20 protein-coding genes, 1 tRNA gene and 1 other RNA gene are annotated in these 24,437 nt (G+C 44.5%); 14 read left to right on the top strand and 8 right to left on the bottom strand.

Features of this window, described 5'->3' with window-relative positions; translation table 11 throughout:
• Positions 1 to 140 precede the first annotated feature (140 nt).
• Positions 141 to 833: a pirin family protein gene (locus ACXAD8_RS07730; RefSeq protein WP_475226893.1), complete on the top strand. Its 693-nt coding sequence runs from the start codon at positions 141 to 143 to the stop codon at positions 831 to 833.
• A 236-nt stretch (positions 834 to 1,069) separates the two neighbouring features.
• Here ACXAD8_RS07730 and ssrS read toward each other — a convergent pair.
• A non-coding RNA gene (ssrS, locus tag ACXAD8_RS07725) (6S RNA) lies at positions 1,070 to 1,250 on the bottom strand.
• Between the two features lie 76 nt (positions 1,251 to 1,326).
• Positions 1,327 to 1,695, bottom strand: a complete 369-nt coding sequence (gene zapA, locus ACXAD8_RS07720; protein WP_475226890.1) for a cell division protein ZapA — start codon at positions 1,693 to 1,695, stop codon at positions 1,327 to 1,329.
• Between the two features lie 171 nt (positions 1,696 to 1,866).
• On the opposite strand from zapA, the gene ACXAD8_RS07715 reads away from it, so the two are divergent.
• The 4 genes from ACXAD8_RS07715 to ACXAD8_RS07700 are packed head-to-tail and all read left to right on the top strand — an operon-like array spanning position 1,867 to position 6,225.
• Positions 1,867 to 2,436, top strand: coding sequence for a UPF0149 family protein (locus ACXAD8_RS07715; RefSeq protein ID WP_475226888.1), 570 nt, complete (start codon positions 1,867 to 1,869; stop codon positions 2,434 to 2,436).
• Positions 2,437 to 2,444: 8 nt separating this feature from the next.
• Positions 2,445 to 3,752 (top strand): Xaa-Pro aminopeptidase, encoded by a 1,308-nt coding sequence (gene pepP / locus ACXAD8_RS07710; protein ID WP_475226886.1) that lies wholly within the window; start codon positions 2,445 to 2,447, stop codon positions 3,750 to 3,752.
• A gap of 29 nt (positions 3,753 to 3,781) precedes the next feature.
• Positions 3,782 to 5,017: a 2-octaprenyl-6-methoxyphenyl hydroxylase gene (gene ubiH, locus ACXAD8_RS07705; RefSeq protein WP_475226883.1), complete on the top strand. Its 1,236-nt coding sequence runs from the start codon at positions 3,782 to 3,784 to the stop codon at positions 5,015 to 5,017.
• A complete protein-coding gene (locus ACXAD8_RS07700) occupies positions 5,017 to 6,225 on the top strand; it encodes an FAD-dependent oxidoreductase (RefSeq protein WP_475226881.1) in 1,209 nt (402 codons plus the stop codon). The genes ubiH and ACXAD8_RS07700 overlap by 1 nt, the downstream gene beginning before the upstream one ends.
• 82 nt (positions 6,226 to 6,307) lie before the next feature.
• Here ACXAD8_RS07700 and metG read toward each other — a convergent pair whose 3' ends face one another.
• Complete coding sequence (metG, locus tag ACXAD8_RS07695; protein WP_475226878.1) at positions 6,308 to 8,335, bottom strand: methionine--tRNA ligase; 2,028 nt, start codon at positions 8,333 to 8,335, stop codon at positions 6,308 to 6,310.
• 206 nt (positions 8,336 to 8,541) lie between these two features.
• Here metG and dcd point away from each other — a divergent pair, with 206 nt between their 5' ends.
• Together dcd and ACXAD8_RS07685 are read left to right on the top strand one after the other, a co-directional pair.
• Positions 8,542 to 9,138: a dCTP deaminase gene (gene dcd / locus ACXAD8_RS07690; protein WP_475226875.1), complete on the top strand. Its 597-nt coding sequence runs from the start codon at positions 8,542 to 8,544 to the stop codon at positions 9,136 to 9,138.
• The gene (locus ACXAD8_RS07685; protein WP_475226872.1) at positions 9,116 to 10,327 is read left to right on the top strand and encodes a tetratricopeptide repeat protein; all 1,212 of its coding nucleotides are present in this window, start codon (positions 9,116 to 9,118) and stop codon (positions 10,325 to 10,327) included. The genes dcd and ACXAD8_RS07685 overlap by 23 nt, the downstream gene beginning before the upstream one ends.
• Here the strand turns inward: ACXAD8_RS07685 and ACXAD8_RS07680 are convergent.
• Positions 10,311 to 10,484, bottom strand: coding sequence for a DUF6435 family protein (locus ACXAD8_RS07680; protein ID WP_475232912.1), 174 nt, complete (start codon positions 10,482 to 10,484; stop codon positions 10,311 to 10,313). The two genes, ACXAD8_RS07685 and ACXAD8_RS07680, sit on opposite strands and share 17 nt — an antisense overlap.
• Positions 10,485 to 10,639: 155 nt before the next feature.
• Here ACXAD8_RS07680 and ACXAD8_RS07675 point away from each other — a divergent pair.
• Positions 10,640 to 10,716, top strand: a tRNA-Pro gene (locus ACXAD8_RS07675).
• Between the two features lie 215 nt (positions 10,717 to 10,931).
• Here the strand turns inward: ACXAD8_RS07675 and ACXAD8_RS07670 are convergent.
• On the bottom strand, positions 10,932 to 12,227 hold the full coding sequence (locus tag ACXAD8_RS07670; RefSeq protein ID WP_475226870.1) for a PcfJ domain-containing protein: 1,296 nt from the start codon (positions 12,225 to 12,227) through the stop codon (positions 10,932 to 10,934).
• Positions 12,228 to 12,314: 87 nt separating this feature from the next.
• Positions 12,315 to 14,210, bottom strand: coding sequence for a hypothetical protein (locus tag ACXAD8_RS07665; RefSeq protein WP_475226867.1), 1,896 nt, complete (start codon positions 14,208 to 14,210; stop codon positions 12,315 to 12,317).
• 161 nt (positions 14,211 to 14,371) lie between these two features.
• Here ACXAD8_RS07665 and ACXAD8_RS07660 point away from each other — a divergent pair, with 161 nt between their 5' ends.
• On the top strand, positions 14,372 to 15,454 hold the full coding sequence (locus ACXAD8_RS07660) for a cell division protein FtsZ (protein ID WP_475226864.1): 1,083 nt from the start codon (positions 14,372 to 14,374) through the stop codon (positions 15,452 to 15,454).
• Between the two features lie 8 nt (positions 15,455 to 15,462).
• Here ACXAD8_RS07660 and ACXAD8_RS07655 read toward each other — a convergent pair whose 3' ends face one another.
• Positions 15,463 to 16,500, bottom strand: a complete 1,038-nt coding sequence (locus tag ACXAD8_RS07655; RefSeq protein WP_475226861.1) for a helix-turn-helix transcriptional regulator — start codon at positions 16,498 to 16,500, stop codon at positions 15,463 to 15,465.
• Positions 16,501 to 17,186: 686 nt separating this feature from the next.
• Between ACXAD8_RS07655 and ACXAD8_RS07650 the strand changes: the two genes are divergently transcribed.
• The 5 genes from ACXAD8_RS07650 to ACXAD8_RS07630 all read left to right on the top strand — a co-directional run bounded on the left by ACXAD8_RS07650 (position 17,187) and on the right by ACXAD8_RS07630 (position 22,872).
• Positions 17,187 to 18,722 carry a DUF262 domain-containing protein gene (locus ACXAD8_RS07650; protein WP_475226858.1) on the top strand — a complete coding sequence of 512 codons (1,536 nt, stop codon included), beginning with the start codon at positions 17,187 to 17,189 and terminating at the stop codon, positions 18,720 to 18,722.
• Positions 18,715 to 20,772 (top strand): DUF262 domain-containing protein, encoded by a 2,058-nt coding sequence (locus ACXAD8_RS07645; RefSeq protein ID WP_475226856.1) that lies wholly within the window; start codon positions 18,715 to 18,717, stop codon positions 20,770 to 20,772. The genes ACXAD8_RS07650 and ACXAD8_RS07645 overlap by 8 nt, the downstream gene beginning before the upstream one ends.
• Positions 20,773 to 20,864: 92 nt before the next feature.
• Complete coding sequence (locus ACXAD8_RS07640; RefSeq protein WP_475226853.1) at positions 20,865 to 21,509, top strand: hypothetical protein; 645 nt, start codon at positions 20,865 to 20,867, stop codon at positions 21,507 to 21,509.
• 93 nt (positions 21,510 to 21,602) lie between these two features.
• Positions 21,603 to 21,800: a transposase domain-containing protein gene (locus ACXAD8_RS07635; RefSeq protein WP_475226850.1), complete on the top strand. Its 198-nt coding sequence runs from the start codon at positions 21,603 to 21,605 to the stop codon at positions 21,798 to 21,800.
• Positions 21,801 to 22,431: 631 nt separating this feature from the next.
• The gene (locus ACXAD8_RS07630) at positions 22,432 to 22,872 is read left to right on the top strand and encodes a hypothetical protein (RefSeq protein ID WP_475226847.1); all 441 of its coding nucleotides are present in this window, start codon (positions 22,432 to 22,434) and stop codon (positions 22,870 to 22,872) included.
• Positions 22,873 to 23,066: 194 nt separating this feature from the next.
• On the opposite strand, the gene ACXAD8_RS07625 is transcribed toward ACXAD8_RS07630, so the two are convergent.
• A complete protein-coding gene (locus ACXAD8_RS07625) occupies positions 23,067 to 24,074 on the bottom strand; it encodes a helix-turn-helix transcriptional regulator (RefSeq protein WP_475226844.1) in 1,008 nt (335 codons plus the stop codon).
• Positions 24,075 to 24,437 lie beyond the last annotated feature (363 nt).

Raw genomic sequence — 24,437 nt, 5'->3', positions numbered from 1 at the left:
TGACCAGTTGGTCAAGTGGTGTATGGGTTTGTATTTATGATTCTAATAATTGGAACGGTTTGGTCAAATTAATGTGATTTATTTTCATTTAAATGGAACTAATAATAGAGGTATCAAAAAAACTGAGAGGAACAAATATTATGATGACCTATCGACCCTCAAATGAACGCGGCGGTGCAAACTTTGGATGGCTGGAAAGTTATCACAGCTTTTCATTTGGCAGCTATTACGACCCAAGCCATACCAATCACGGCAGCTTGCGAGTAATAAATGAAGATTATGTACAGCCTGGACAGGGCTTTGGCACCCATCCACATCGAAATATGGAAATACTCAGCTATGTGATCGACGGCGTAATTGCCCACAAGGATTCAGTAGGCAATGAATACCAGGTGCCTGCGGGGGATTTTCAGTTGATGTCTGCCGGAAAGGGCATAACCCATAGTGAGTTTAATCCTTCCAAAACTGAAGCTTTAAACTTTTTACAGATTTGGGTGGCGCCCAATGTCTCTGACACGGAGCCGGGTTATCAGCAAAAAGCCTTTGTGCAAACCGATAAGGCGCAGCTGATATTTTCTCCGGATGGAGCAGATGGCAGCCTGAGTATCAAACAGAATGCCTGGTTACACAGAGTCAGATTATCCGAAGGCGAAGAGTTGTCATATCAATTGACTAAAACTCCTGAGGCTTATATTCACATGGTGAAAGGCGAGGTGAGTATAAATCAAATCCAGGATTTGAAGCCCGGCGACGGATTGAAAATCAGTACCGAAACGGAAATCGTTGCGCTGGCAAAAACCGATAATGTGGAGTTTTTGTTGTTCGAAGTGTAGCCTGGATTCAGCAACGCAACATAAATAAATACGGGGCTGCCAGATTGAAATTCGACTGCCGTCAACCCAAGGTTGAAGAAATTGGCATTATTGTTGGAATAAATTCCAACCTACAAGGTAGTTTGGCAATGTTGTTGGAATAAATTCCAACCTACAAGGTGTAGTTTGGCATTGTCATGGGATTAAACACTTATTTACCCCCAGAAAAAGCAAAAGAGCGGATAAATCCGCTCTTTTTCATTCCCAGAATGTCGTCGTTCAGGGGTACCCAGAACCGTTCAGTTCAGGGCGGAAGTCTTATCGTCACCGTAGGCTTCATGGTACTAGCCAGGCTTGCTCAATAGTAACGCAACCAACTTCCTAGGATGTTAGCATCGGCTCGGGACATAACTGAACTAACAAACATCTCAGGAGCTTTTAGTTTAAAAGGAAATGAAAGGATTTACAAAGGGGGAAGGGTTCGTTTGCGTAGTTTTCGCGCAAGCAATTGTAACTAGGTGCGTTTTTCTTTCATCATTTGTGCTGCTTTACTGGCTGCATTGGCAATGGCAGAACCAGATGTCCGATTATCCTTGGCTGGCGTGTTTTTAGATTTCACCATGGTTGAGGCCTGACTTTGGGCCAACTGCTCGCTGCCTGTCTTATCATTGCCCTGCTGTTCAATGATGGTGCGACACAGGTTAAGCGCTGTCATCATAATAATATCTTCGCGATTGGTAAGCCCGGAACCTTTTTTGGTGAGCAACAATTGCTGATTCAACAATTCCTCGGTTTGCTTGAGCACAGTCTCTTCGCCCGAAGGGCAACGCACTTTGTATTGTCGGCCAAATAATGTAATAAACTGAGTTTTTGCTACTGCCATTGAGTTTTATCTTAAAAACAAACCACGTTTTTCTTGCTGGATAAGGTCCTGATTGTGGATTAAGCCATTTATCTTTGCAAGCCGTGATTTTGTATACGAGTTTGTCAGCCCGGATAGTTAAATCTCTTTCTTATATGGTAGGATATGCGCAAATAACAAGGTGGAATTGTTTTGCAAGACAAAGAGTTAAGTTTTGAACAAATAGCCAATGATTTATTGGCCAATAAAGTGACTAGTGATCCGTCGGAATTACATGGCATTTTGTGTGGCATGTTGTCCGGTGGTATGAGTCTTGATAACCAGGATTGGATCAACAGCCTCTCAGACTTTGTTAATACTGGCGAGAAGTTTCCCTCCGAGGTTGAAACCCTGATCTATCAGGTTTTTGAAACATCATGCACGCAATTATTGGATGGCGAATTTTCCTTTCAACTGCTGTTGCCAGAAGATGTTGCTCCCATCATCGATAGGGCGCAAAGTCTGATATCTTGGGTACAGGGGTTTCTGTTGGGCTTTGGGGTGCAGCAAGATGGGCAGCACAGCTTGTCGGCTGAAGTGAAAGAAGCGCTGGCGGATTTTGCCGAAATCGCCCGTATGGACAGTGATATGCCGGAGTCTGAAGAGTCTGAGCAAGCCCTGTTTGAAGTGGAAGAATATGTGCGTATCTCCGCCATGCTGTGTTTCGGTGAGCTAGGTAAAACCGGCGAAACCGATTTATCCTCCTTCAGAACCATCCATTAAGTTTTAATATGATCAGTATCAGCGAATATCAGTCCCGCCGACAAAAGCTGGTGGCGCAATTGCCCGACAATTCAGTGCTTGTCTTGCCTTCAGCAGCAGAGGTAACCCGCAGTAACGATACAGAGTACTTGTTTCGGCAAAACAGCTATTTTTACTATTTCACTGGATTCACCGAGCCGGATGCCTGTTTGATTTTGAGTAATCTGGACGGTGAGTTTCAGGATCTGATCTTTTGTCGCCCCACAGATAAACAGGCGGAGATTTGGCAAGGCCGCAGAGTGGGCGTGGATGCCGCTGCTGAGAAACTGGGCATTGCCGAGAGCTATGATATCGCTGATTTACCCGAAGCCTTGTTAGATGTGCTGGATGGTAGTGAGCAATTGTATTTTTCCCTCGGTGATGATGCCGAGCTGGAAAACATAGTGTTGGGTGCCGTTGAGGCACTGCGCAAAGCGCCGAAACAATCAAAACAAGCGCCCATGTCAGTGGTAGAGCCCAAACCTTTGATGGATGAAATGCGTCTGTTTAAATCTCCGGTGGAACTTACCATCATGCGTCAGGCGGCAAAAATTTCTGTGGCCGCCCACAAGCGTGCGATGTGCTTTTGTGTGCCGGGCGCAATGGAATATCAACTGGAAGCGGAAATTCATCACGAATTTGCCATGCAGGGTGCAAGACAGCCCGCCTATAACACCATTGTCGGGGCCGGCGACAACGCCTGTATTTTGCATTACACCGAAAATTCCGATGTGCTGGAAGAAGGCGAGTTGGTGCTGATTGATGCCGGGGCTGAATTTTGTGGTTATGCCGCTGATATTACCCGCACTTTCCCGGTGAATGGGCGTTTTAGTTACGAGCAAGAGCAATTGTACAACCTGGTGCTGAATGCACAGCAGGTAGCTCTGGAGAGCATAAAACCGGGCAACACGCTGAAAGCTGCGGCTGATGCGGCTATCGAAGTGATTACGCAAGGATTAATTCGATTTGGTTTATTGACCGGCGATGCTGCTGAGAACATCGCAGCCATGAATCACCGACAATTTTATATGCATGGGTTAGGACATTGGCTAGGGCTGGACGTGCATGATGTGGGCAACTACAAGGTGAATGGTGAAGAGCGACCTCTTCAGCCGGGCATGGTGTTAACGGTAGAGCCTGGTATTTATGTTGCGCCAGATGCAGACGTTGAAGAGCGCTGGCGAGGTATCGGCATTCGCATTGAAGATAATGTGCTGATCACCGATTCGGGTTATGAGCTGTTAACCCATGGTTTACCGCGCACGGTTGATGAAATTGAGCAGTTTATGTCGCGCTAGCTCTAAGCGAAATACAGAGAGACTTTCAGGTGGCAAAGCAACAGTTTGACCTCATTATTTCTGGCGGTGGCGCTACCGGCTGGAGTGTTGTCTTAGCGCTTCTGGCACAGGTACCTGTTGCACCTCAGGGGGACAAACTCAAAGTCGCTCTGATCGATAGCTTTGATAGCAGCAAGATAAACCCACATCCGGGCTTTGATGCCCGCGCACTGGCGCTGTCGCAACAGTCACTGCGCTATTTCCAGCAAATGAACATTGCCGATGTGATAAAGCAAAGCGGTACGGCGATTCATCGTATTCATGTTAGCGATCGCGGTGCAGCGGGGCAGGTGGTGCTGGATCATCAGTCTTATCAGGAACAGGAGCTGGGAATCGTTATGGAAGCCCAGCAATTGGGGGCCATTTTACTCAATGCAGCCGAATCACAACTGGCGCAATCGCCCAATATCGATTTTCTGCGCCTGCAACCCGACAGAATTATTAAAGTAGACACCCATCGTAACCAGGTGCAAATCGAGACCGAAGGTGGTCACTCACTGGAAACCAAATTATTGGTGCTGGCCGAAGGCAGCGCCTCAGAAAGCAAGCAATGGTTTAACATGGACACCCATGTTAACGAGTATCAGCAACATGCCATTATTGCCAATGTTGTCACTGAAAATTCCCCCGATAATACCGCCTTTGAGCGCTTTACCGCGTCTGGCCCTCTGGCTTTTTTGCCTATGACAGAACAGCGCAGTGGCGTTGTCTGGTCGATTGATTCGACCTACGTTGAACGTGTTATGGCAATGTCAGATGAGGATTTTCTCAGTGCCTTGCAAACTCAGTTTGGTTTTCGATTAGGTAAACTGGTGAAATCCGGAAAACGCCAGGCCTATCCACTTAAACTAATCACCACGGATGATGCTGTTTGCCATCGGGTTGTCTGTGTTGGCAACGCCTCTCAAACTTTGCATCCCATTGCCGGGCAAGGCTTTAATCTTGCACTGAGAGACGCCTGGCAACTGGCTGGGCATGTTAGCCGCTGTAAGAATTACAACGAAGATGCTGGAAGTTTTCGGCTGTTATCGACACTAAAGCAAGCGCGTAAAAAGGACCAGCAACAAACTATCCAGTTGACGGATTCTCTGGTGCATCTGTTTTCAAATAATAACCCCTTATTGACCGCTGGCCGCAATGCAGGATTATTACTAATGAATAATTTCAGCTTTTTAAAAGATAACTTTGCCCGGGTAGCCATGGGACAACAAAGCGGAACAGAATAATGGTAAAACAAAAAGATATCGTTATTGTTGGTGCGGGTATTGTTGGACTGACTTGCGCACTAGCCATGGCTTCATCAGGGCTGAATATTGCGCTAGTGGATGCTGCGCCAACACCTTTCAAACCAGAAGGTGAGGCGGATCTGAGAGTCAGTGCCATCAGCAAAGCCAGTCAACGGATTTTTGAAAGACTGTCGGTGTGGCAACACCTTGACCCACAGCGGATCCGGCCTTACACCGAAATGACGGTTTGGGAACAGGATAGCTTTGCCAAAATCGGTTTTTCGGCACAGCAGGTGTACAGTGATGACTTGGGGCACATTATTGAAAATCGCCACCTGACTTCAGCACTTGTCACTGCGGTACAGCAAGTGGCGAATATTGAACTGCTGTTTGAAAGTGCCATTGATAAAATATCACTGAGCGACAGTACCCAGGTAGTGCAACTGCAAAATGGGACATTGCTGACCAGCCGTTTAGTAGTGGGTGCCGATGGTGCCAACTCATTAGTATGCAAAGCCGCGAACTTTGCGCAAACCTGGTGGGACTACGAGCAAACCGCCATAGTGGCCACCATAGAAACCGAGTTACCCCATAATAATGCCGCCCGTCAGGTATTTACGCCCAGTGGTCCATTGGCTCTGTTGCCATTGTGGCAGGATAATCAGTGCTCCATTGTATGGTCGCAGGATAGCGAAAAAGCGACAGAGTTATTGGCCATGGATGAGCTGGCTTTTGCCAAATTGCTGGCAGCGACCTTTGATATGCAGGCGGGCCCGGTAAAACTTGTCTCTGAACGTAAATCCTTTCCGCTTAAAATGCGCTATGCCCGGCAGTGGCTGACTGATGGCGCCATGGTCATAGGTGATGCTGCGCATACTATTCATCCTCTGGCAGGACAGGGCGCTAATCTCGGCATTTTGGATGCAGCGGCATTAGCTGAGCGGATAAATGAGCTGGTGGCGGTAGATAAAGACTTTGCGGCTGTGCGTCAGCTTCGTCCCACAGAGCGGTGGCGTAAGGCCGAAGCGGCAAAAATGACTGCCACTATGGAAGCATTTAAACGCCTGTTTTCGGATGATCAGCCAGTTAAAAAGCTGTTGCGAGGTGCGGGTATGTCACTGGTAAATGAAATCACACCATTAAAGTCTGACATTATCCGTCAGGCAATGGGTATATCCGGCAAGCTGCCTAAACTGGCGCAAAGCTAGACGCTACTATTTATGCAGCGTTTTTAAACTCAGATAACAAAAAGGCCAGCGAATTGCTGGCCTTTGTCATTTTAAAATTGATTTATTTTACCTTCATGCCGGGCTGAGCGCCTTCATGAGGTTCCATTATCCACAAGTCTTTGCCGCCTGGTCCTGCGGCTAATACCATACCTTCTGACATGCCAAAGCGCATCTTGCGCGGTGCCAGGTTGGCCACCATAACCGTCATTTTACCCACCAGATCTTCTGGCTGGTAAGCACTTTTGATACCAGCAAACACCTGACGGGTTTCGCCACCTAAGTCCAGTTCAAAGCGCAACAGCTTGTCAGCACCTTCAACGTGTTCTGCTTTAGCAATGCGCGCCACACGCAAATCCACTTTCGCGAAATCGGCAAATTCGATAGTGTCTGCTATCGGATCTTTAGCTAACGGGCTGTTGGGATCCAGCGTGGTTTTCGCCTGTAAATCTTCTTTCGATGCTTCTACCATCTTCTCTACCTTTTCTGCATCGATACGTTGCATCAATGCTTTAAATTTATTGATTTCATGGCCCAACAGCGGCGCTTCAATACCTTGCCATGTAAGTTCGGTATTCAGGAACTGCTCGGTTTTTTCTGCCAATACTGGCAATACCGGCTTCAACCAGGTCATCAGAATACGGAACAGGTTAATACCTAATGAACACACCTGATGGGTTTGCTCCTGAAGCTCTGGATCTTTAATGGTTACCCAGGGGGCCTGCGCATCAATGTACTGGTTTGCCTTATCGGCCAGTGCCATGATGTCGCGAATAGCACGGTTGTACTGACGAGACTCAAATGATTGCGCAATACCTTCCGATGCGGCCTGGAATTCTTTAATCAGGCTGTCATCAGATAAGGTTTCGGCCAACTTGCCGTCAAACTTTTTGCTGATAAAACCGGCACAACGACTGGCGATGTTTACCACTTTGCCCACCAGATCGGCATTGTTCTTTTGCACAAAGTCTTCAAAGTTCAGATCGATGTCAGTAACACCATCATTCAACTTGGAGGCAAAGTAATAACGCAGATATTCCGGCTCCAGGTGGTCCAGATAAGTGCGCGCCTTGATGAAAGTACCTTTCGACTTGGACATCTTGGCACCGTTCACCGTCACAAAACCGTGCACATTAACGCCGGTAGGTTTGCGCAACTCTGCCGCTTCTAACATGGCAGGCCAGAACAGACAGTGGAAGTAGGTGATATCTTTACCGATGAAGTGATACAGCTCGGCGTCGGAATCTTTATTCCAGAAACTGTCGAAATCCAGATTGTTACCGTCACAGAAGTTCTTGAAGCTGGCCATGTAACCCACAGGGGCATCTACCCAAACGTAGAAAAACTTGTTGGGTGCGCCGGGAATTTCAAAACCAAAATAAGGGGCATCACGGCTGATATCCCACTGTTGTAAGCCTTGCTCAAACCACTCTTGCAGTTTGTTAGCAATTTCCGCCTGCACAGATGAGCCTTTCAGCCAGTCCTGTAGCATGTCCTGGAACTGAGGTAAGTCGAAGAAGTAGTGTTCAGAGTCTTTTAATGCTGGCTCAGCACCGGATACCACAGATTTTGGATTCTTCAATTCGGTTGGACTGTAGGTTGCACCACAGCTATCGCAACTGTCGCCATTTTGGTTTTCTGCACCACATTGAGGGCAGGTACCTTTAACGAAACGATCTGGCAGGAACATTTGCTTTTCGGGGTCGAACAACTGGCTGATAGTGCGTTGCTTGATAAAGCCGCGCTCTTTGGCTCGCAAATACACCATTTCACACAGCTCTTTGTTTTCTTCAGAGTGAGTGTTGTGGTAGTTGTCGTAGGACACTAAAAAGTCCGCCAGGTCCTGTTGGTGCTCGGCCTGTGTACGGCGCACCATTTCTTCGGGTGTAATACCAAGCTCTGCCGCTTTTAACATGACAGGAGTACCGTGGGCATCGTCAGCACACACGCTGTAGCACTCGTGGCCACGCAGTTTTTGGAATCGCGTCCAGATGTCTGTCTGGATGTGCTCTAGCAAGTGGCCAAGGTGAATCGAACCATTGGCATAGGGTAAAGCACTGGTTACCAGAATTTTACGAGTTTCTGTGGTCATGATTACCTGAAATTGTTACTGGATAAAGAGGGCGAGAGTTTACAGAAAAAAGCGCCTGATTTCATCACAGAATATGGGTTGTTTTGCGGGAAAAATCGTCGAGATACGCTGATTAAACAAAACCCGTAACAAAAATCAGTTGACGCAACGGCATTGGCATTTGATCATTGCCCCAATAATCCACTGAAATAAGAGATCTCAAGCGAATGAGGCTTTGCGACAAGGACATAATCAAACACCTGAATGATGGCTCCATCAAAATTTCCCCGGCTCCGACAGAGAATATGGTGAGTGGTGTCACGCTTGACATTCGTTTGGGTAACAAATTTCGGGTTTTTGAGGATCATCAGGCACCTTATATCGACCTCAGTGGTCCCAAAGCGGAAGTGGCCGCGCAACTAGAAGCGGTTATGAGCGATGAAATTGAACTGGAAGACGGCAAGGCTTTCTTTTTACACCCAGGTGAACTGGCGCTGGCGGTTACCTATGAATCGGTAACCTTGCCCGGCAATATTGTCGGCTGGTTGGATGGTCGTTCATCATTGGCGCGACTGGGCTTGATGGTACACGTTACTGCGCACCGCATTGATCCGGGCTGGTCAGGCAATATCGTGCTGGAATTTTTCAACAGCGGTAAACTACCCCTGGCACTGCGCCCTAAAATGAAAATCGGCGCGCTGAGTTTTGAAGTATTATCCGATTACGCCGATCGTCCTTACAATGCCCGCCTGGATGCCAAATACAAAGGCCAGGACGGTGCTATCGCCAGTCGCATCAGCGATGATGAAAAGGGTGACGCCTAAAGTTCCACTCTTACACTTCGGGCAAACTATCCGGTTTGCCTGCACCTTTGTTTTACTTCTTTTGTTGTCTGCCTGCGCCACTATCAAGCCGGTGCAGGTGAGTTTTCAGGCTGAGCAATACGATCATTATTTTCCGGGTTTTCAGGAGACTGAGCTTATTCCCGAAGCGCAAATATTCTGGCTCAATGATGAGGCAAAAGCTTTTGTGCGGGAGCGCGCTGAATTAGCGGAAACCACCGAAGACAAGGCGCGAACCTTGATCAGTGATTTGTTTTCGCCATCCCAATTAGCACTGGATTATGTGTATGGGGCCAATACAGTAGCCCAAGAAACCTTCGACAACGGCACGGCGAACTGTTTAAGTTTAACCATTTTAGCCTACGCCATGGCACAAGAGGTCGGACTGGAAGTGAGTTTCCAGGAAGTGTTTGAAGAAGAGTCATGGAATCAGGCCGGTGAATTCGATTTAGCCAATGGCCATGTTAATTTGCTGGTGGCCCGTAAACCCCGATTTTCTCAGGTTCCGGGCTTGCCATCCAGAAAGCTGACCTACACTGTGGATTTTTTTCCCGAATCCCGCGAAGGGCGAGTGAAGACCAAACCTCTCAGTAAAACTGCGATTAAATCTTATTTTTATTCGAATCTCGGAGCCAGAGCGCTTATCCAGGAAGACTACAACAGCGCCTGGGCAAATTTTCGGATGGCGCTGCAACTGTTTCCCAAAGATTCTTCCGCCTGGAACAACCTGGCCTTGTTGTTAAGCCGCAAACAGGCTTATGCAGAGGCCATCGAAGCTTATCAACTGGCAACAGCATTGCGGCCCGACAACTATACCGCGTGGGAGAACATGGCGTTGTTGTATCGCAAGCTTGAGAATGACACGGAAGCGGACAAAATATCAGAACGTCTGGCCAGAGTACGTAACGACAATCCCAATTACCACGTCCGCATGGGCAACCGCTACTTGCTAAACAGCGAGTTAGATGAGGCCGAAAGTGCGTTTAGGACCAGTATCAGGTTGCAGCGCAACAATCATTACGCCTGGTTTGGGCTGGCCAGAGTAGCTGCTGAACAACAGGATGAAGAGGCTGTAAGACGCTATCTGGACAGAGCAAGACAAACTGCCGATAGCGAAGGCTTTGCAAGGCGCTATAGCCGTAAACTGCACTCGCTTAATGAGAGTCTTTGAGTTTCTCTATTTGCTGCCATAGATTTTCAGCTTCTGCAGTCAGCAGAGAATAGTTTTTTATATCACCACGCCGCTGAGCCAACATGGCTCTCTCCAACTTATCATCGTATTGCTTACGTAGCTTTTTCACAGGGTCAGATTTAAATAAACCAAACATCATTGCACCTCAGAGCTTTCAAAAAAATACAGTGGTAAACGACACAAGGATCACTTACACAAATGGATTTGATGATTGTTTCAGCAGTCAAATGCAACAAAGGCCATTAGTGTTTGCAATTCAGAAATTTTTGAGTAATATGTGCGGCCTTCGGTCGGTGTGTGGCGCAGCTTGGTAGCGCACTGTCATGGGGTGTCAGGGGTCGGAGGTTCAAATCCTCTCACACCGACCAACTTCTCTTGTTTAGACACCCAATATTCATTCTTTATATCTTCTGTAGGTCGAACTTCAGTTCGACGCCGATTTACGAATCTACCCACTTAAGGGGAAGCGGTAGTCCATGTGATCGGTTTATCGCCATGAGTATTTTCAATTTCTAAGCAGCCTTATCGTTTGATTCTTGCCACCTTTGACATGACTTGTGCCGTAGATGACTTCTTTTGAAGTTCAGGCGTAAAGCCAATTTTTAATGGCCTTTTGGGTCGCGTACTGAACGTCTCTATTATGTGGGCCAACCAATTGGATTATTTCAAGTCGTCTTTGGTACTTGCCTTCAATCAGTTGAACAGTATCCGATAGTTCCAAGGTGGCTCTTTCGGGCTTAAGGATCTTATAGAAGCAGCTAATGTGTTTGCTGGCTTTCTCTGCATAATATTGGCTACCAATACAGTGATTCATCTCATGACCTTCACTGATGAGATCTGCGTATGACACCAACGGAATAAAATCTTCTGTTCCCGGAAGATATGGGGCAGGGAAAGGTACGGTGATATCTATATCCTCCTCAGGTTCACTTTGTTTTTTTTCTCTTTGCAGTTGAAGCAATTCTGCAACACACCAATCATGAAGTTGAATAATGTTTTCCGCTGAATTGCATTGATTCAGACGGTTGGGTGGCGCTTTTTGAATTTGATTCAACATGCGCGTGATATCTTCCAGGTAGTTGGGCTGATTCATTTTTTTTGCCAGTTCGACCATTGAACTAATGGGTAAATGAAGTTGAGTAAGCCCTTTGATTTGCTTAACTTTTGGGAGATGAAGTAAGGTTTCATAGTTTACGCATTTCAGCTGCTTTAACTTCTTGTGCAGTAGCGTATCTTTTTTGACAGAACACAATGCGTTGACGGCATTGGCCAGATCACTCGGGTCGAGATAAGATGTTTTTGCTACTTTCTGCAAAATTTTGTAATCCGACTTATCAAGTTGTAGCAAATTATTAAGCAGATCCTGACCACAATATCGGCCTGCCGGATACTTTCCTATGACAAGTAAGCATTCTTTGACGACTTCAAGGCGCTTCAGATTCGCGATTCTATTGATATCTGGGATCTTCTTTAAGTAATTAAGGACGCATCTTAGAGTGAATGCATCATTGCTATATTGGCGAGCTTTGGCAAATCGCTCTTCCGATAAGATCAGGTATTCTGAGATATCAAGCTCATAGCCGGTATCTCTCAGGTAATATTGGTTAAGAGCTCGTTTTACGCAAATAATTGCTCGTTTGGTTTCTGTTGCCACTGCTCTTTTTTCGAGACTTAAAAAGTCAATCGATAGCTGTAATGCAACCCTTTTCGAAATCGAGGGCACCGTTTTAAACTCAGTAATTTGCCCCTCTTTGGTTATTATCGTCTCAACGCGAAGAACGGGTAGCTTAATCTTGTTTTTGGGCAGATGGTGGAAGCTTAATCGCCAACAATTGCGCTCATCTTCTACTGCAATGTCATAGGTTGCAAACGAAGCCATTTTAATATTCCAGCAATAATTAGTTGTTTTACTTATGATGTGTTTTGAGACTTTTATTCTGCGTGTGTTGTGCGACATTTCATGTCGTTAATATGGTCTCATCCATTTTGGCAATTTGATTTGAGCTTCGGTAAGTATCCACTCGAAGGCCGATATAAGAGATTCAGAGCGCGCTGGCGAGCTTATGAAGGATTGACCTTCTTGCAATATGAGCGCAGAGACGTCTTTGCGCAGATTTTTGTTTTGCAATACTCTTTCTACCCATTCACTCTGATTTAACAGACTTAAATCCTGTTTTAGTTCTCCTAAAACGACGTAATCTGAAAAGTGGTTCGGAAAGCGCTGCGACCAGAAATCAAATCGGTCGGGCTTTGGAGTATTTTCAACACAGCATATTTTGAGCATTGTTTTGTGAATAGCTGTTGATCTGCGCTTCATTCTTTTTGCCGGGAATGCAATGTTCATTTCCATATTTGCATGCCTGAGCAAGAGCCTGATCAGGAGTTTGAGTTCCTCACACGCATCAATTTCCCAAAAATGGGAAAAGGCTGCTTCCCAGTGTCCGTGCTCTAATCCCTGTCTGAGAGAAACCGGCATGGTTTTGCTAAACAAGTTACACAGGTCAGGGGACTTAACAAGAACTTCGGCTTTTTCTTGAGCGTTGGCCAGTGGATAAAAATAGCGTATCGCTTCGGGTGTAGAACGAATGGCGACAAGGCGCTCTTCTGGCGTCATATCGTGCAATAAATATTGAATGTTTTCTCCATCGTTGCGCAGAGCGGTTAATCGTTGTACCGGTGTCGCTTTGTGACAGAAGTACTGGATTAATTCTCCGCTTACTGAGAGGGCATGAAGTTTTTCCTCCTCGGTAAGCTTGTCAATAACATCAATGAGAGTTTCTGGACTGTATTTTATGACAGCATTTCTTTCTGCGCTATTGGCTTTGGGCCAATGGAAGGTGATCACCTCAGGCGCATAAGTCGCCACCTCAAGACGAATTTTTGCCACCAAAAGGTGAAACACGCGTTTTGTAGTTTCTGGATAACATTCAAAAATTGTAGTCCGCTGTTCAAAGGGCATGGCTTGAACTTCCATGGCGATTTCTTGAACAGTCATTTCAGCGGGAGGCCATGATTCAGACATATCAGGTTCGTCCCAGCATGCTCCACGTAGCTTTAGACTTCTAATTCGGCTGTCGAGAGCCTCGCTTTTTTTCTCTACCGGCAACTTGTCATAAAACTCTGGCAGGGCAGCACAGGCAATGGCCAGAGCGGTCGCTCCCAACTTGTGTTGCTGGTGGATGAGCAATAAGGGCTCTGCCATGTTCATAGGTTCAGCAAGTAAAATCGGTATGATTTCCGGATGCTTGGTTAACAAAGCTCCGATTTCAATCGGTTCATCTTCACTATTGTGGTATTCACCTGTTGCGAAGCAGCACTGATATTTCTTTTTATCAGGCGTTTTTATCACATACAGTGGGACGCTGGCGTAGCCACTATAACCCGAACTATCCTTGGCAGTTGTACACCACTGGGTGCCACGGCCTAAATAGGCAGCCCCCTCTTTGGAACCCACTTCCCACAAAATCAGATTATCAGCACGATAAAGCGTCTTGATGTGCCCATTTTCTTCTAGTTTTTGTTTTTCAGCTTTCTTTTGTTGCTTTCCCGTGGGGAACGATTGGACTCGGGCAAGCGCGTCTTGCAACTGATAAAACGTATAAGCGTTAATGTCTCGCTGTTTCAGAAGGCGCTTTCTTTCATGAAAGCATTCCAGCAAGCACTTTGCATTGTTATCAGATCCGATGAGCAATGTGCTCTGGTTCAGCACCTGTGTGACCAGCCAGTCCAAATATTTATGCTTGGTACTGCTGCTCTGCCGGATAATATTGTCCCAGATGAAATCTGGATTATCAGGAAATATTTCTACGATTTTCTTCCAGTATTTTTGCTTTACATAGTCAATACGTTTTTCTGAATTCAATGTCACTCCGGGTATTCTCCATGACTCAAACGGCCTCAGTCTATGCCTGGTGTCCGACGTAACACGTCGCAATTTGGCTTGCAATTTATGTACGTCATATATTGTCGCTCAAGCACTTTATGCTAGTGATTCTTTTCTTTGTAAGGGGTACGGGGGCTTTCATGTTTGATATCGCAAAAAAGGAAATTAACATTCATGTTATTGGCGTTGGTGGTTGTGGCGGCAACGCAGTGAGCAATATTGCAGGTAACACAAAGGAGCCAAATCTCAGGTTTACCCTGGTAAATACTGATGTTGCGGCATTAAATCAGCAAACAGAGCATCAAATCTTGTTGATTGGGGAGCAAACTACCAGAGGTTTTGGTGCAGGCGCTAACCCTGAAGAGGCAAGACTGGCGGCAATTGAAAGCAAAGAATTGTTATTTGATTTGATTAAGGACGATACCGTCTTAATCATTATTGCTGGGTTGGGCGGTGGCACTGGCAGTGGAGCTACCTCGGTATTATTGGATATTGCCAAAGATGCGGATCTAAATACCTTGTGTTTTGTTACATTGCCATTTACCGCCGAAGGCAAGCAGCGCAATGAAATTGCCGAAAAAGCGCTGGTGGACATCAAGTCAAAAGCCAATGCCACTTTAGTAATGTCTAATGATGCTTTAATTGCGGCTCTGGATAAGACCGTTGGCTTGCTGTCAGCGTTTAAACATTGTGATCTGCATATGCAGCGGGTTGTCAGCGCGCTAATTACCATGCTGACCAGTACAGGATATATCAATGTCGATATCAATGACTTTAGCCATATCCTGTCACTGCAAGGTGATAGTTCCTTGGGTGTCGGCGTGGCCGATAGTGACGACGCATTAAGGGATGCACTATTCAACGCTGTGCAGAATCCATTGGTAAAAGCAGCATCAATCCGGGGTGCAAAAGGTGTTATTGTGCAGCTCACTTGCCAGCAAGAGCCCAGTCTACTGACTTACGAAAACATGCTCGCAGAGTTACAAGACCAGTTGGATGACTCCGGCTCGCTTATCATCAGCGGCGTCACCATCGAACCGGATTTACCTCATCCATTTGAAGTTTTGGTGGTTGCCACTGGCATTCTTGGGCAAGAATCAAATGCTATTGAGCACTCTGAACCGGACAACGTGGTTACCCTTGGAAAAACCAATACCAATCAGCATCACAAACAAAGCTATCTTGATATTCCTGCGTTTGTCAGACAGCAAGAGAAGTTTTAGTTTTGCTGTCAGGCTGAATCTGGTGAGCAGGAGTCCGCTACATAAATTTTATGCAAGGCTCTGGATACTTCAGTGAAGTACTCTCGTAAAATAGCGGGCTCTATGATTTCAATGGAGTCCCCCAGACCTCGCAAAAATGCGCGTAGCTTTTTGTCATTTTTTACCGTCGCCATTAACATCACTTTTCCCGGAAAGATAGATGCGCAAGTGGTTTGGTCCAGCGCCAGTTTATAGTCGTGTAACAAAAATAAGGAGTTTTCATTGATCAGCATTTTGAGACTTATTTCTTCCTGGTTTTCACTCTTGCCCCTCATGATGCTTTCGATGTCGCTATCGTTCTCAATTACTGAGTCATCAGCGGTAATAACCACATTTTTAATGAAATGAACAGGTAAGGAGTATTTTTTCTTGTGTAAGCTGCCAAATGTGCAAATTAGCACTGGGCAACTGTCTAAACTTAATAATCCAATCGGATTAATGCGATCATAACGTTTCCATACCGGCTTTACTGCTGAACGAAAAAGTCGTTTTATGTCAGCGTTTATTTGCTTTTTAAAAAACAGGGCAGATTTGATGTCGTTCAGCGTTTTTTGTTCGATATCTGGTGCTAACAAAGGTTGTGGCGGATTAATATTAGAAATTGATTTTATCCAGTGTTGATGTAAAGAGTTTGGATCCTGATCCAGCACCAATCGCGCTTTTTCAAAATAAGGTTTCAGCTCTGCAACAATTGTATTAGGTAACGCTGAGGCACCTGATTGTTCTAATATGCGAAAGGCCAACGCCGTATTACTGTCCATCAGGCTGAGATTCAATTTTTTAAAGCACGCACTTATGAACCAACCATAGGGTTTAGAGCGTTTGTCGACTTCAAGGCCAAAAAGACCAATGTTCACCAGGCTGCTTAAATCCCTTTGGACTGTGCGCATATCAACATGGTCATGGCCGTTTTCTTTCAATCTGGTCAATATCTGACGGCTGGTTACCTTTCTTGGGTGACGAGGAATAAATTGAATGATGTCCAATTTTCTTTGAAATGCGCTCATAAGTTATCGGCTTGTTCATTTTTTTATCATTATATAGAGGCGGAGCGACCAATTTTGTCGCACCGTTTTAGCTTACCTGCCATAGAAGTTTTTTGATACTGCCGCAGATGTCAAAGCCACAACGAAAATAAGTAGAGTAAACCCGGTTGTAACTGCGTCACGCAACACTAGCGCCAATCCAATAGCAAAGACTAACATCGCTGCTAGCAATAAGAACAGGCTGGATATTCTGTCGAGTAAGCTTGTGATAAAACACCTCATTAACACCTCCAATTGCAGTAGTCGTTAACATATCTGACGGTAGCGACAAGATGTGTCGACATCGCTGTGATGGTTGTTACCTAAACTTTGCAATGAACCTGATAGCGACCTATATTGTCGTAGTACTTTGCTACGTTTTGGATTTGTCATTTAAGGCAATATATTCATCTAAAGTATGGTCACCTACCTGGCTCGTTTTTCAAAAAGGGGGACACTTTCACAAGTGCGAAAAGGTTTGCATATTGACGATACAAACATTGCAAAAATTACATAGCCTATATCGGCTATCTTGATGATGCAGGTGTTATGCGAAGGCAACAAAATGAAAGCTTGAAGAACATCAAACACCATGGGTAAACAGAGCGGTATAGGGCAATGTTCAAATGCCTTAAGTGGATTTAGAAATCAATGAATAGGGAAGTGGTATGTCGGTTATTGTTGCCAGTTGCACCCTGGCAGAGTTATTTAGTAAAGACCCCATTATTAGTTCGGATGCCTATGGTATCGGAGGTACAGAAATAGATGGGGAATTAGCCATTCCTGAGTATCAGCGTCCTTATCGCTGGGGAAAGGCTCAAATTAAAAAATTACTTTGTGATTATCAGCTTTACTTAAACGAGTTGGCCGATAGTGATGCGGAATATGGTTATTACATCGGAAGTGTTATTTTGCATCAGTCAGCCGAAAGTGGGCATTTAAATATCATAGATGGTCAGCAACGCCTGACTACCCTGGCATTAATCGACTATGCGAAAAATATAGCCAACATTAACTCTGACGGGAATACGGCAAGTCCGTTTGAGCTGAGTTTAAGTTATGACTCACCAGAATCGCAAAAGCAGATACTTGAAAATCTAGCCTGGTTTAATGAGATGCTGCAAAGCAGCGAAGCCAGACAATTAAACGCGTTTGACGCCAATAAAATCAATTTAACCCTCGTGGTAACCCGCTCAGAAGATGAAGCTTATCGCTTTTTTGAAACACAAAATACTGGTGGGGTTAGGCTTAGTGGGCCAGATATCATTAAAGCGCATCACCTTCGCGCCGTTGGTCGTTCATACCAGAATGAATTTGCAGCTAAATGGGAAGCTTTGGGCGATCTCAATCCTGTTGTGGGGCTACTGGTTAAAGGGCGTTATTGGCAAACGTTGTATAACCGCACTGTACCTTCACATCGACAACCACAACTGGTGAGAAATGCGGTTGTCAATGAGCTTGGTGAGGGTACTAATAAAGGTGGGGATATTGCCTATGGCCGAGTTGAACAGACTTATTTAGCTGATGGTGGACAGATAAATAAGCAAGCTCAGCAGGGCTATGAAGTTCGCCAGCCCCTAAATAGCGGCATTAATACCATTCATTACCTCAGTTATTTTGAAGCGTTAAGACGTAAGTATCTCGCTAAATCAGCAGGTCTTAAAACTAACGAAAAAGGAGGCTGCAATAGCCAGGCGCTGGAGCGCTTCTATTATTTTTACCAAGGGCTGATTTGCCAGCTTGAAGGTTGTAGCTATGTTAAAGGCTTATTCGACACCGCCTTACTTATTTATTTGAGCCAATTTGGTGAACAACAGCTAGATATTGCCGCCAAAAAATTGTTTAGGGTGATCTATTCGCCACGCGTTAGCAATCAAAAAGCGGTTCGTGAAAATTCGATATCAGCGTTTGTTCGAGACAACCCCGTGCTCGATTGGATTGTTGCTAGTTATACGCCGAGTATGTGTTTTGAGTATCTGGATCGCTTTAGTTTTAAAACCGACCCAGCGAACTTAGCTTTGGATAAAAACAGCGTTAAAAAACGTTTTATCTTTACAGTATTAAAGCACTTTGAAATAGAAATGGCTGATGGCGACTCAGCTCAAGCAATCGCAGACACATACACCACGGAATTAGACGCATTAATTATTCCTTTAAAAGGTGGTGACTGCAAATTAGGAAGTACAGGAGTACAACATGCATGATCCGGCGATAGAAAGTGCCAAAGCACCTGGTGTTCAATTGGCTCAGCATCTTGTCGCCACACAAGTGTTGACGTTGAGCTATATCCAGGAAAATCAATATCAATTCATTATACCAAGCTATCAGCGTCCCTATGTATGGCCAGATGAAGCAGTATTAAAACTATTCAAAGACATTAATGATGCCCGAATTGCAAACGAGCCGAACTACTTTATTGGCACTGTGTTGACCTCGATGGAGCAAGATCCAGATGGCAATGGCATCTACGAGTTGATTGATGGCCAGCAACGCACAACGACATTAATGCTGATCGCGCTTGCTTTTAGAATGACAAAGGTGGATTCAAAACTTGCCCATGTTGCTGCTTTCAACAAACAGCCAAGGTTGCAGTTTTCAATCCGTGAGCAAGTACAGCAGCTACTAGGTAGTCTGGCCGGGCTTGATGATTATGTATTTCCTGGCATTGAGGCTATTGCCGAAAACTTATATTTAACCCGCATTTACGCAGCGTTACAGGTACTTGAACAACAGGTCAAAGCATTGCCTGATGAGGAGCGCATGCTATTGGGTGATTACATTTTTAAAAATGTGCAGTGGGTAAACAACATCGTGCCACAACAAATGGATTTGAACCGTTTGTTTGCCACTATGAATACCGCAGGGATACAACTCGAACAAGCCGATATTTTGAAATCTAAACTACTTAAGCAAGTATCCACCGAAAAACCTTTGTTTGACGCCATGTGGCTAGCTTGTGAGCATATGGAAAACTATTTTGAACGCAATGTCCGTAAGGTTTTCCCCAACGCTAACTGGAATGATATTGAATACAAGCACTTAGCAAGCTTTAATGACAAACTTTTTGTGAAAAGCGCAGAGTATGAGCACAAAACACAGGGTTTAACGATTGCGCAACTTGCTGAGCAACTACATCGTAGTGCTTCGCATATTGCCCCGAAAGGTGGAGATAACATTACGGATAGTTATCAGTGGAGCAATACATACGATTTAGAAACCGAAACCGTCTATTGTCGTCCCATTATCAGCTTTCCATTGTTGCTGATCCACGCCTACCGTATTTATTTAGCCAACCGAGCTGTCGGGTTTGGTGATGTGTCAGGTGATATTATCCCTCGTCTACATGAGGACAAACTACTGGAAACGTTTGAGCCGTTAATAAAAGCAAGTGAAGCTGAGGTTAAAGCATTTATAAAAACACTATGGCAAGTACGTTATCAGTTCGACCGTTGGGTGGTTAAATGGGTAGAGCGAGATGACAGCGATGAAGAACAGTTGCGTTTAACTTACGTATCACCAAGTGAATCAAGTGGAAAGAGGTATATAAACCGTACTCAGAAAGAGCTAAATGACCTGGTCATGCTACAAAGCGTTCGCAACTTTACCGGTGAGCGCAGTGCTCAATATTGGCTAACACCATTTATTGCCGGTTTGATAAACAAAAATGTTAACGAAGATGCCAATGCCATTGCTTTGCTTGAAAAAATTGATAACGAATTGTCGTTAGTCAGTGAAAACGAAACTCAAAAATCAGCAAGCTTTAAGCAAGCTAAACAGCAACAACCTGATGTGGATTCCTGGAAAGAAAGAGAGCGTTATTTTGCTGAAGCAAGAGGAACCAGCTTTGAGCACTATTGGTTTCAAAAACTTGAGTATGTGCTTTGGAAGCGAGAATCTGATAAACATCTAGAGTCATTTAAGAAGTTTCGAATTACGGCTAAAAATTCGGTAGAGCATGTTTATCCTCAGCATGAGGAACATCAAAATTTGCTAGAGCGGGACTTTTTAGATGCCTTTGGGAATTTGGTTCTGTTGAGCCCCGGAGAAAATTCTTCTTATAGTAATCAGGCAGTTAAAAAGAAGTTAGTCGATTTTGAAGCCAGGTTAAAGGCAAATCGACCATACGACTCATTAAAGTTAAAAGCCATGTTCCAGCTATTAGGCGAGCAAAACAATTGGCATGATAAACAAATTAAGCAGCATCAAAGTGAAATGCTGTGTCTGCTGGCTCAACATTATGGTCACAGGGTATAAATCAGGTGTGCAGGAAGAGCCAATTATTATTGGTCGTATTTATTTGGTTCAACAGCTGGTTTTTATATCCACTGCGTCCTATGGAGTAATGAATGAACGATAGCAATATTGCTGTTATTGAAGGTAAGTGGTTTAAAGGTCAGAATATTTCCGTGCGAAGCTTGTTTGACCTGATAAGCGATTTGCACTTTGAGTCACCACATCAATACCATTATGAAATGTTTAATAATGGCGACGCTCTTAAAGAAATAGTAATGCGTTTGGCTGCAACGAATAACATTCATCATATTTACGTTGCTGCACATGGCTCTGAGCAAGGAATTTACGGTTCAAACGAAGAAGAGGTGATTAGTACAACCAAACTGTCAAACATTATTAAAGCAACAAATAGTGGTAGAGGGAAATTAGATTCAATCTATTTTGGTAGTTGCAGCTTCGGCAATGAAAAAAATTTGGAAAGGTTGTTATTGAGTGCGCAAGGTGAGCAAATTAGATGGCTCGCGGGTTATACGAAAGATGTGGATTTTGTTAAGTCCACGGCTTTAGATGCGATTTTCTGGCATGAATATCTTTCAGCCAGGTATGATAATCAAGACAAACAAGTCAGCACTCTTAATCGAATTGAGTTTGTTTGTGAGGAAATAAAAAGACAAGCAGGCGGCTTAGTTGAGGATCTTGGGTTCAGGGTGGTTTCCTACAACGCAAAGTACAGTGACCCAATTCGCAACTTGATTTAAGCCGTTTGAAATAGGGTTATTTTAAATAGGGTTATATAGGTAGATAAAAACGCAGAGCGAGCAATAAACCTCTTCTATCGGGCGAGAAACTGGTTGTTCAGTAACTCCGCCAGCGGTGCGAAAGCCAGTGCAACGCGGTACCGCATTATCGAAACGGCCAAAGCTAACGGCCAGGTGCCGTTCGATTACCTGAATCTGTTGTTCGAAGAGTTATCGAAAAGAAATTCAGCTAACGACCTGGCAGAACTCCTACCGTGGGAGATCTTAGCAAACGAAACTAAACCCGTTTAGGCGTAATTCGCCGGACGCTTACTTGGCATCAAATGGATTGTGACGCTAGAAAATTTGGTAGTGCGGATCTTTGAGCCATACACACTGAGTTGGTTCTATAGAAAATGCCTTAATGATAGCGGACATGTGCTGTCGCCTAAGCAAGGTCTTATCCAGGTAAACGCACGAATATTGACGTACACTGTCATAGAGGACACGGCCTCTGGGTAAGTGTTGGTATTCAGTGCCAATCAGCTCGGGGAATTGGGGCAAATAAATATGGTGATACTCCCACTCTTTATGATGGGTGTAATCACTATCAACTATGTTGAGTGGATGTGATTTGATGGAAGTATATGGCGTGGACTTCTCAAGTAGATGGTTTTGATATAACCAAAATATTCCGATTGCCGGTGTCATACTGATAGCCTTTGTGAGTTCTAATAATCCTGTATTCCGAACTCACTCTAAGCCATACTAGAACCCTTTTGATGCAAAATATTATCGGATTGAATGCCTCTGGTGCTGACTGTGCTGAGCGTTCACACATTAATACTAATTGGTGTAATCTTATCAATTGCCCGATTCAGTTCTACACATTCAAATCGGAGGTTTTTTTGGAGTCGTATTGTAACAACATCGGAGGATTCGCATGCCGTCATTGGAAATAAAGCTGAAGTCATTTGAAGACGAACTCAACACCAAAATAGATGATTCATATAAGACACTCAAAGTGTTGTCCGACTGGTTGCACAAGCATAAATTATATGTTGATGAAATGGATCGTTATTCTGAGTATCTCGACGAGTTTTTTGATGATGCGCTTGGGTTAACCGAAGGCGCAACACCTGATGAAATGGGGCTATTTCCTGAAGACCACGAAGACCTAATGGATCGTTTTGAAGATGCCTATGGGATTCGGGAAAAGCTTGATGACCTCTTTTTTGAAGTTGAAGAAAAAATAAGTCCCGAAAAAGCAGAACAACTGATTGAGCCCCTTCAGGAAAGCTACGAATTATTGATGCAAGATGCGAGAGCCTCACTTTCGATAGCATATGAGTTTATCGCCAACTTAATCGAAAATATCGATTAAGGTGAGGTCGATACTCAGAATATTGGACTCCTTTCAGTTCATCGTTACGTCTTTTCTATATGTATCTAATGCGGCAATAATTATCCACTAAACAGGCCACTTTCACGTGTCAGCAAGGTTACTTGTTTTTCTGTTGGCTCGGGCACTACAAAATGGCAGGCGTTGTACGCTGAGCCTTGTGATTTATGCACGGTTTATACGCTATCTTTTGGGCTTGTTTGTTCAAGATATGCAATGCCCGCCAGTAAATGGGTTTTAATTCTGTTTTTCACTATGTCCGGCGAGATGATCCTGATGTACTGAATATGCCCTTGCAGCCAATGCTCCAGTTCAAAAGTGTGTTTTACCGTTACAGTGCATTTTGACCAGATATCGTCGATGGCAGAGACGCGCTGGTTTTTGCCTAACTCTGATTCTTGCAATAAGGTGGTAACAAATCCCTTGCACAGGAATTCTAGTTGGATTTCTCCTTCAGAAACGAAATTGCCTGGCGCCTCTGAATCGGCATAGGCCTGTACGTCAAAATCATGGTTAAATTGGAAAGAAGTTAGACTGGCTTCCTTTATCCGGTGAGCCAGAATCATGCGTTCATCGCCATAGCTTTCAAAGACACAGGGCAATACCAGCTTGTTGCTACGAATAATCATACCTAGTAATTTGACATTAAAAGGGCGTTTAAAAGATTTATATCGGATACGAATGATTTTGTTTTCCAGCAATCCCTTATAAAGAACCTCTGCAATGTCGGGGGAAATTTGTTTGGTTTTGACATTAAGCCCAGGCGGAACGATGGCAATTTTGTCCTGCCATTGATGAAATTGTTTGTTGTGCTTTAATATCTCATCGGATTTTTTAAACACACCATCAAGTGTCTCGAACACACTATGTGGCATATGCAATTGCAGATGTTTTTGCGCCATTTTTAGTGATAGCGCTTCTTCGACAGACATGGCTGGGACAAAGCTAAATTGTGAATCTCTTCGGAAAGACCATTTATAGCCCTCGGGGGAGTCGTTGCTGATTAAACCAAAGACTTGTGAAAAATCATTCAGATTCCGCTCTATGGTGCGCCGGGTAACGTTGAACCCTCTACTTTTTATCGCTTGGTGTAGGGATTTGGCTGTTGTCCAGCGAGGATAAACGGGGATCAGTTGCATCATATTAACGATGCGCAGCAGGGCATCTTTGCTAGCTGTTGGCATGAGGGATCCTTGTCTCTATTTCTAGCATAGAGTTATAGACGACATATTATGACGTCGCAAGTGTCTTTGAAACTTCGGTTTTTGCGTCACCGTCATTGTGAAGTGGCTGATCAGATCACTACGCCCTATTAAATTGCCAGAAACGTGATAGGCAACTAAAACTATCAGTTTGGCCCTCCTTGTTGGCCAGTAGGGAATTTCTTCGCAATTACTAAATTTCCCATATTGACGTTATAAGATCGATTCGTTTATGAGAGCAATCTGTCGGTGTGATTGATATGCGGTAAAACTATCCTTTTTGATTACGCTTGAATGTGATGGCGAATTCTGGATAACAGGCGTTGCTTAATCATTGTTCCAGTT

It is taken from the genome of Planctobacterium sp. AWH2_060 (genome assembly GCF_056158425.1).
Note: the sequence above shows the minus strand (reverse complement) of the source record. Positions and strands in the feature narration are given on the sequence as shown.

Coding starts and splice junctions, on each gene's coding strand:
- ACXAD8_RS07730 (WP_475226893.1), top strand. CDS start 141: ATGATGACCTATCGACCCTCAAATGAACGCGGCGGTGCAAACTTTGGA.
- zapA (WP_475226890.1), bottom strand. CDS start 1,695: ATGGCAGTAGCAAAAACTCAGTTTATTACATTATTTGGCCGACAATAC.
- pepP (WP_475226886.1), top strand. CDS start 2,445: ATGATCAGTATCAGCGAATATCAGTCCCGCCGACAAAAGCTGGTGGCG.
- ACXAD8_RS07700 (WP_475226881.1), top strand. CDS start 5,017: ATGGTAAAACAAAAAGATATCGTTATTGTTGGTGCGGGTATTGTTGGA.
- metG (WP_475226878.1), bottom strand. CDS start 8,335: ATGACCACAGAAACTCGTAAAATTCTGGTAACCAGTGCTTTACCCTAT.
- dcd (WP_475226875.1), top strand. CDS start 8,542: ATGAGGCTTTGCGACAAGGACATAATCAAACACCTGAATGATGGCTCC.
- ACXAD8_RS07685 (WP_475226872.1), top strand. CDS start 9,116: ATGATGAAAAGGGTGACGCCTAAAGTTCCACTCTTACACTTCGGGCAA.
- ACXAD8_RS07680 (WP_475232912.1), bottom strand. CDS start 10,484: ATGTTTGGTTTATTTAAATCTGACCCTGTGAAAAAGCTACGTAAGCAA.
- ACXAD8_RS07670 (WP_475226870.1), bottom strand. CDS start 12,227: ATGGCTTCGTTTGCAACCTATGACATTGCAGTAGAAGATGAGCGCAAT.
- ACXAD8_RS07660 (WP_475226864.1), top strand. CDS start 14,372: ATGTTTGATATCGCAAAAAAGGAAATTAACATTCATGTTATTGGCGTT.
- ACXAD8_RS07655 (WP_475226861.1), bottom strand. CDS start 16,500: ATGAGCGCATTTCAAAGAAAATTGGACATCATTCAATTTATTCCTCGT.
- ACXAD8_RS07650 (WP_475226858.1), top strand. CDS start 17,187: ATGTCGGTTATTGTTGCCAGTTGCACCCTGGCAGAGTTATTTAGTAAA.
- ACXAD8_RS07645 (WP_475226856.1), top strand. CDS start 18,715: ATGCATGATCCGGCGATAGAAAGTGCCAAAGCACCTGGTGTTCAATTG.
- ACXAD8_RS07640 (WP_475226853.1), top strand. CDS start 20,865: ATGAACGATAGCAATATTGCTGTTATTGAAGGTAAGTGGTTTAAAGGT.
- ACXAD8_RS07630 (WP_475226847.1), top strand. CDS start 22,432: ATGCCGTCATTGGAAATAAAGCTGAAGTCATTTGAAGACGAACTCAAC.
- ACXAD8_RS07625 (WP_475226844.1), bottom strand. CDS start 24,074: ATGCCAACAGCTAGCAAAGATGCCCTGCTGCGCATCGTTAATATGATG.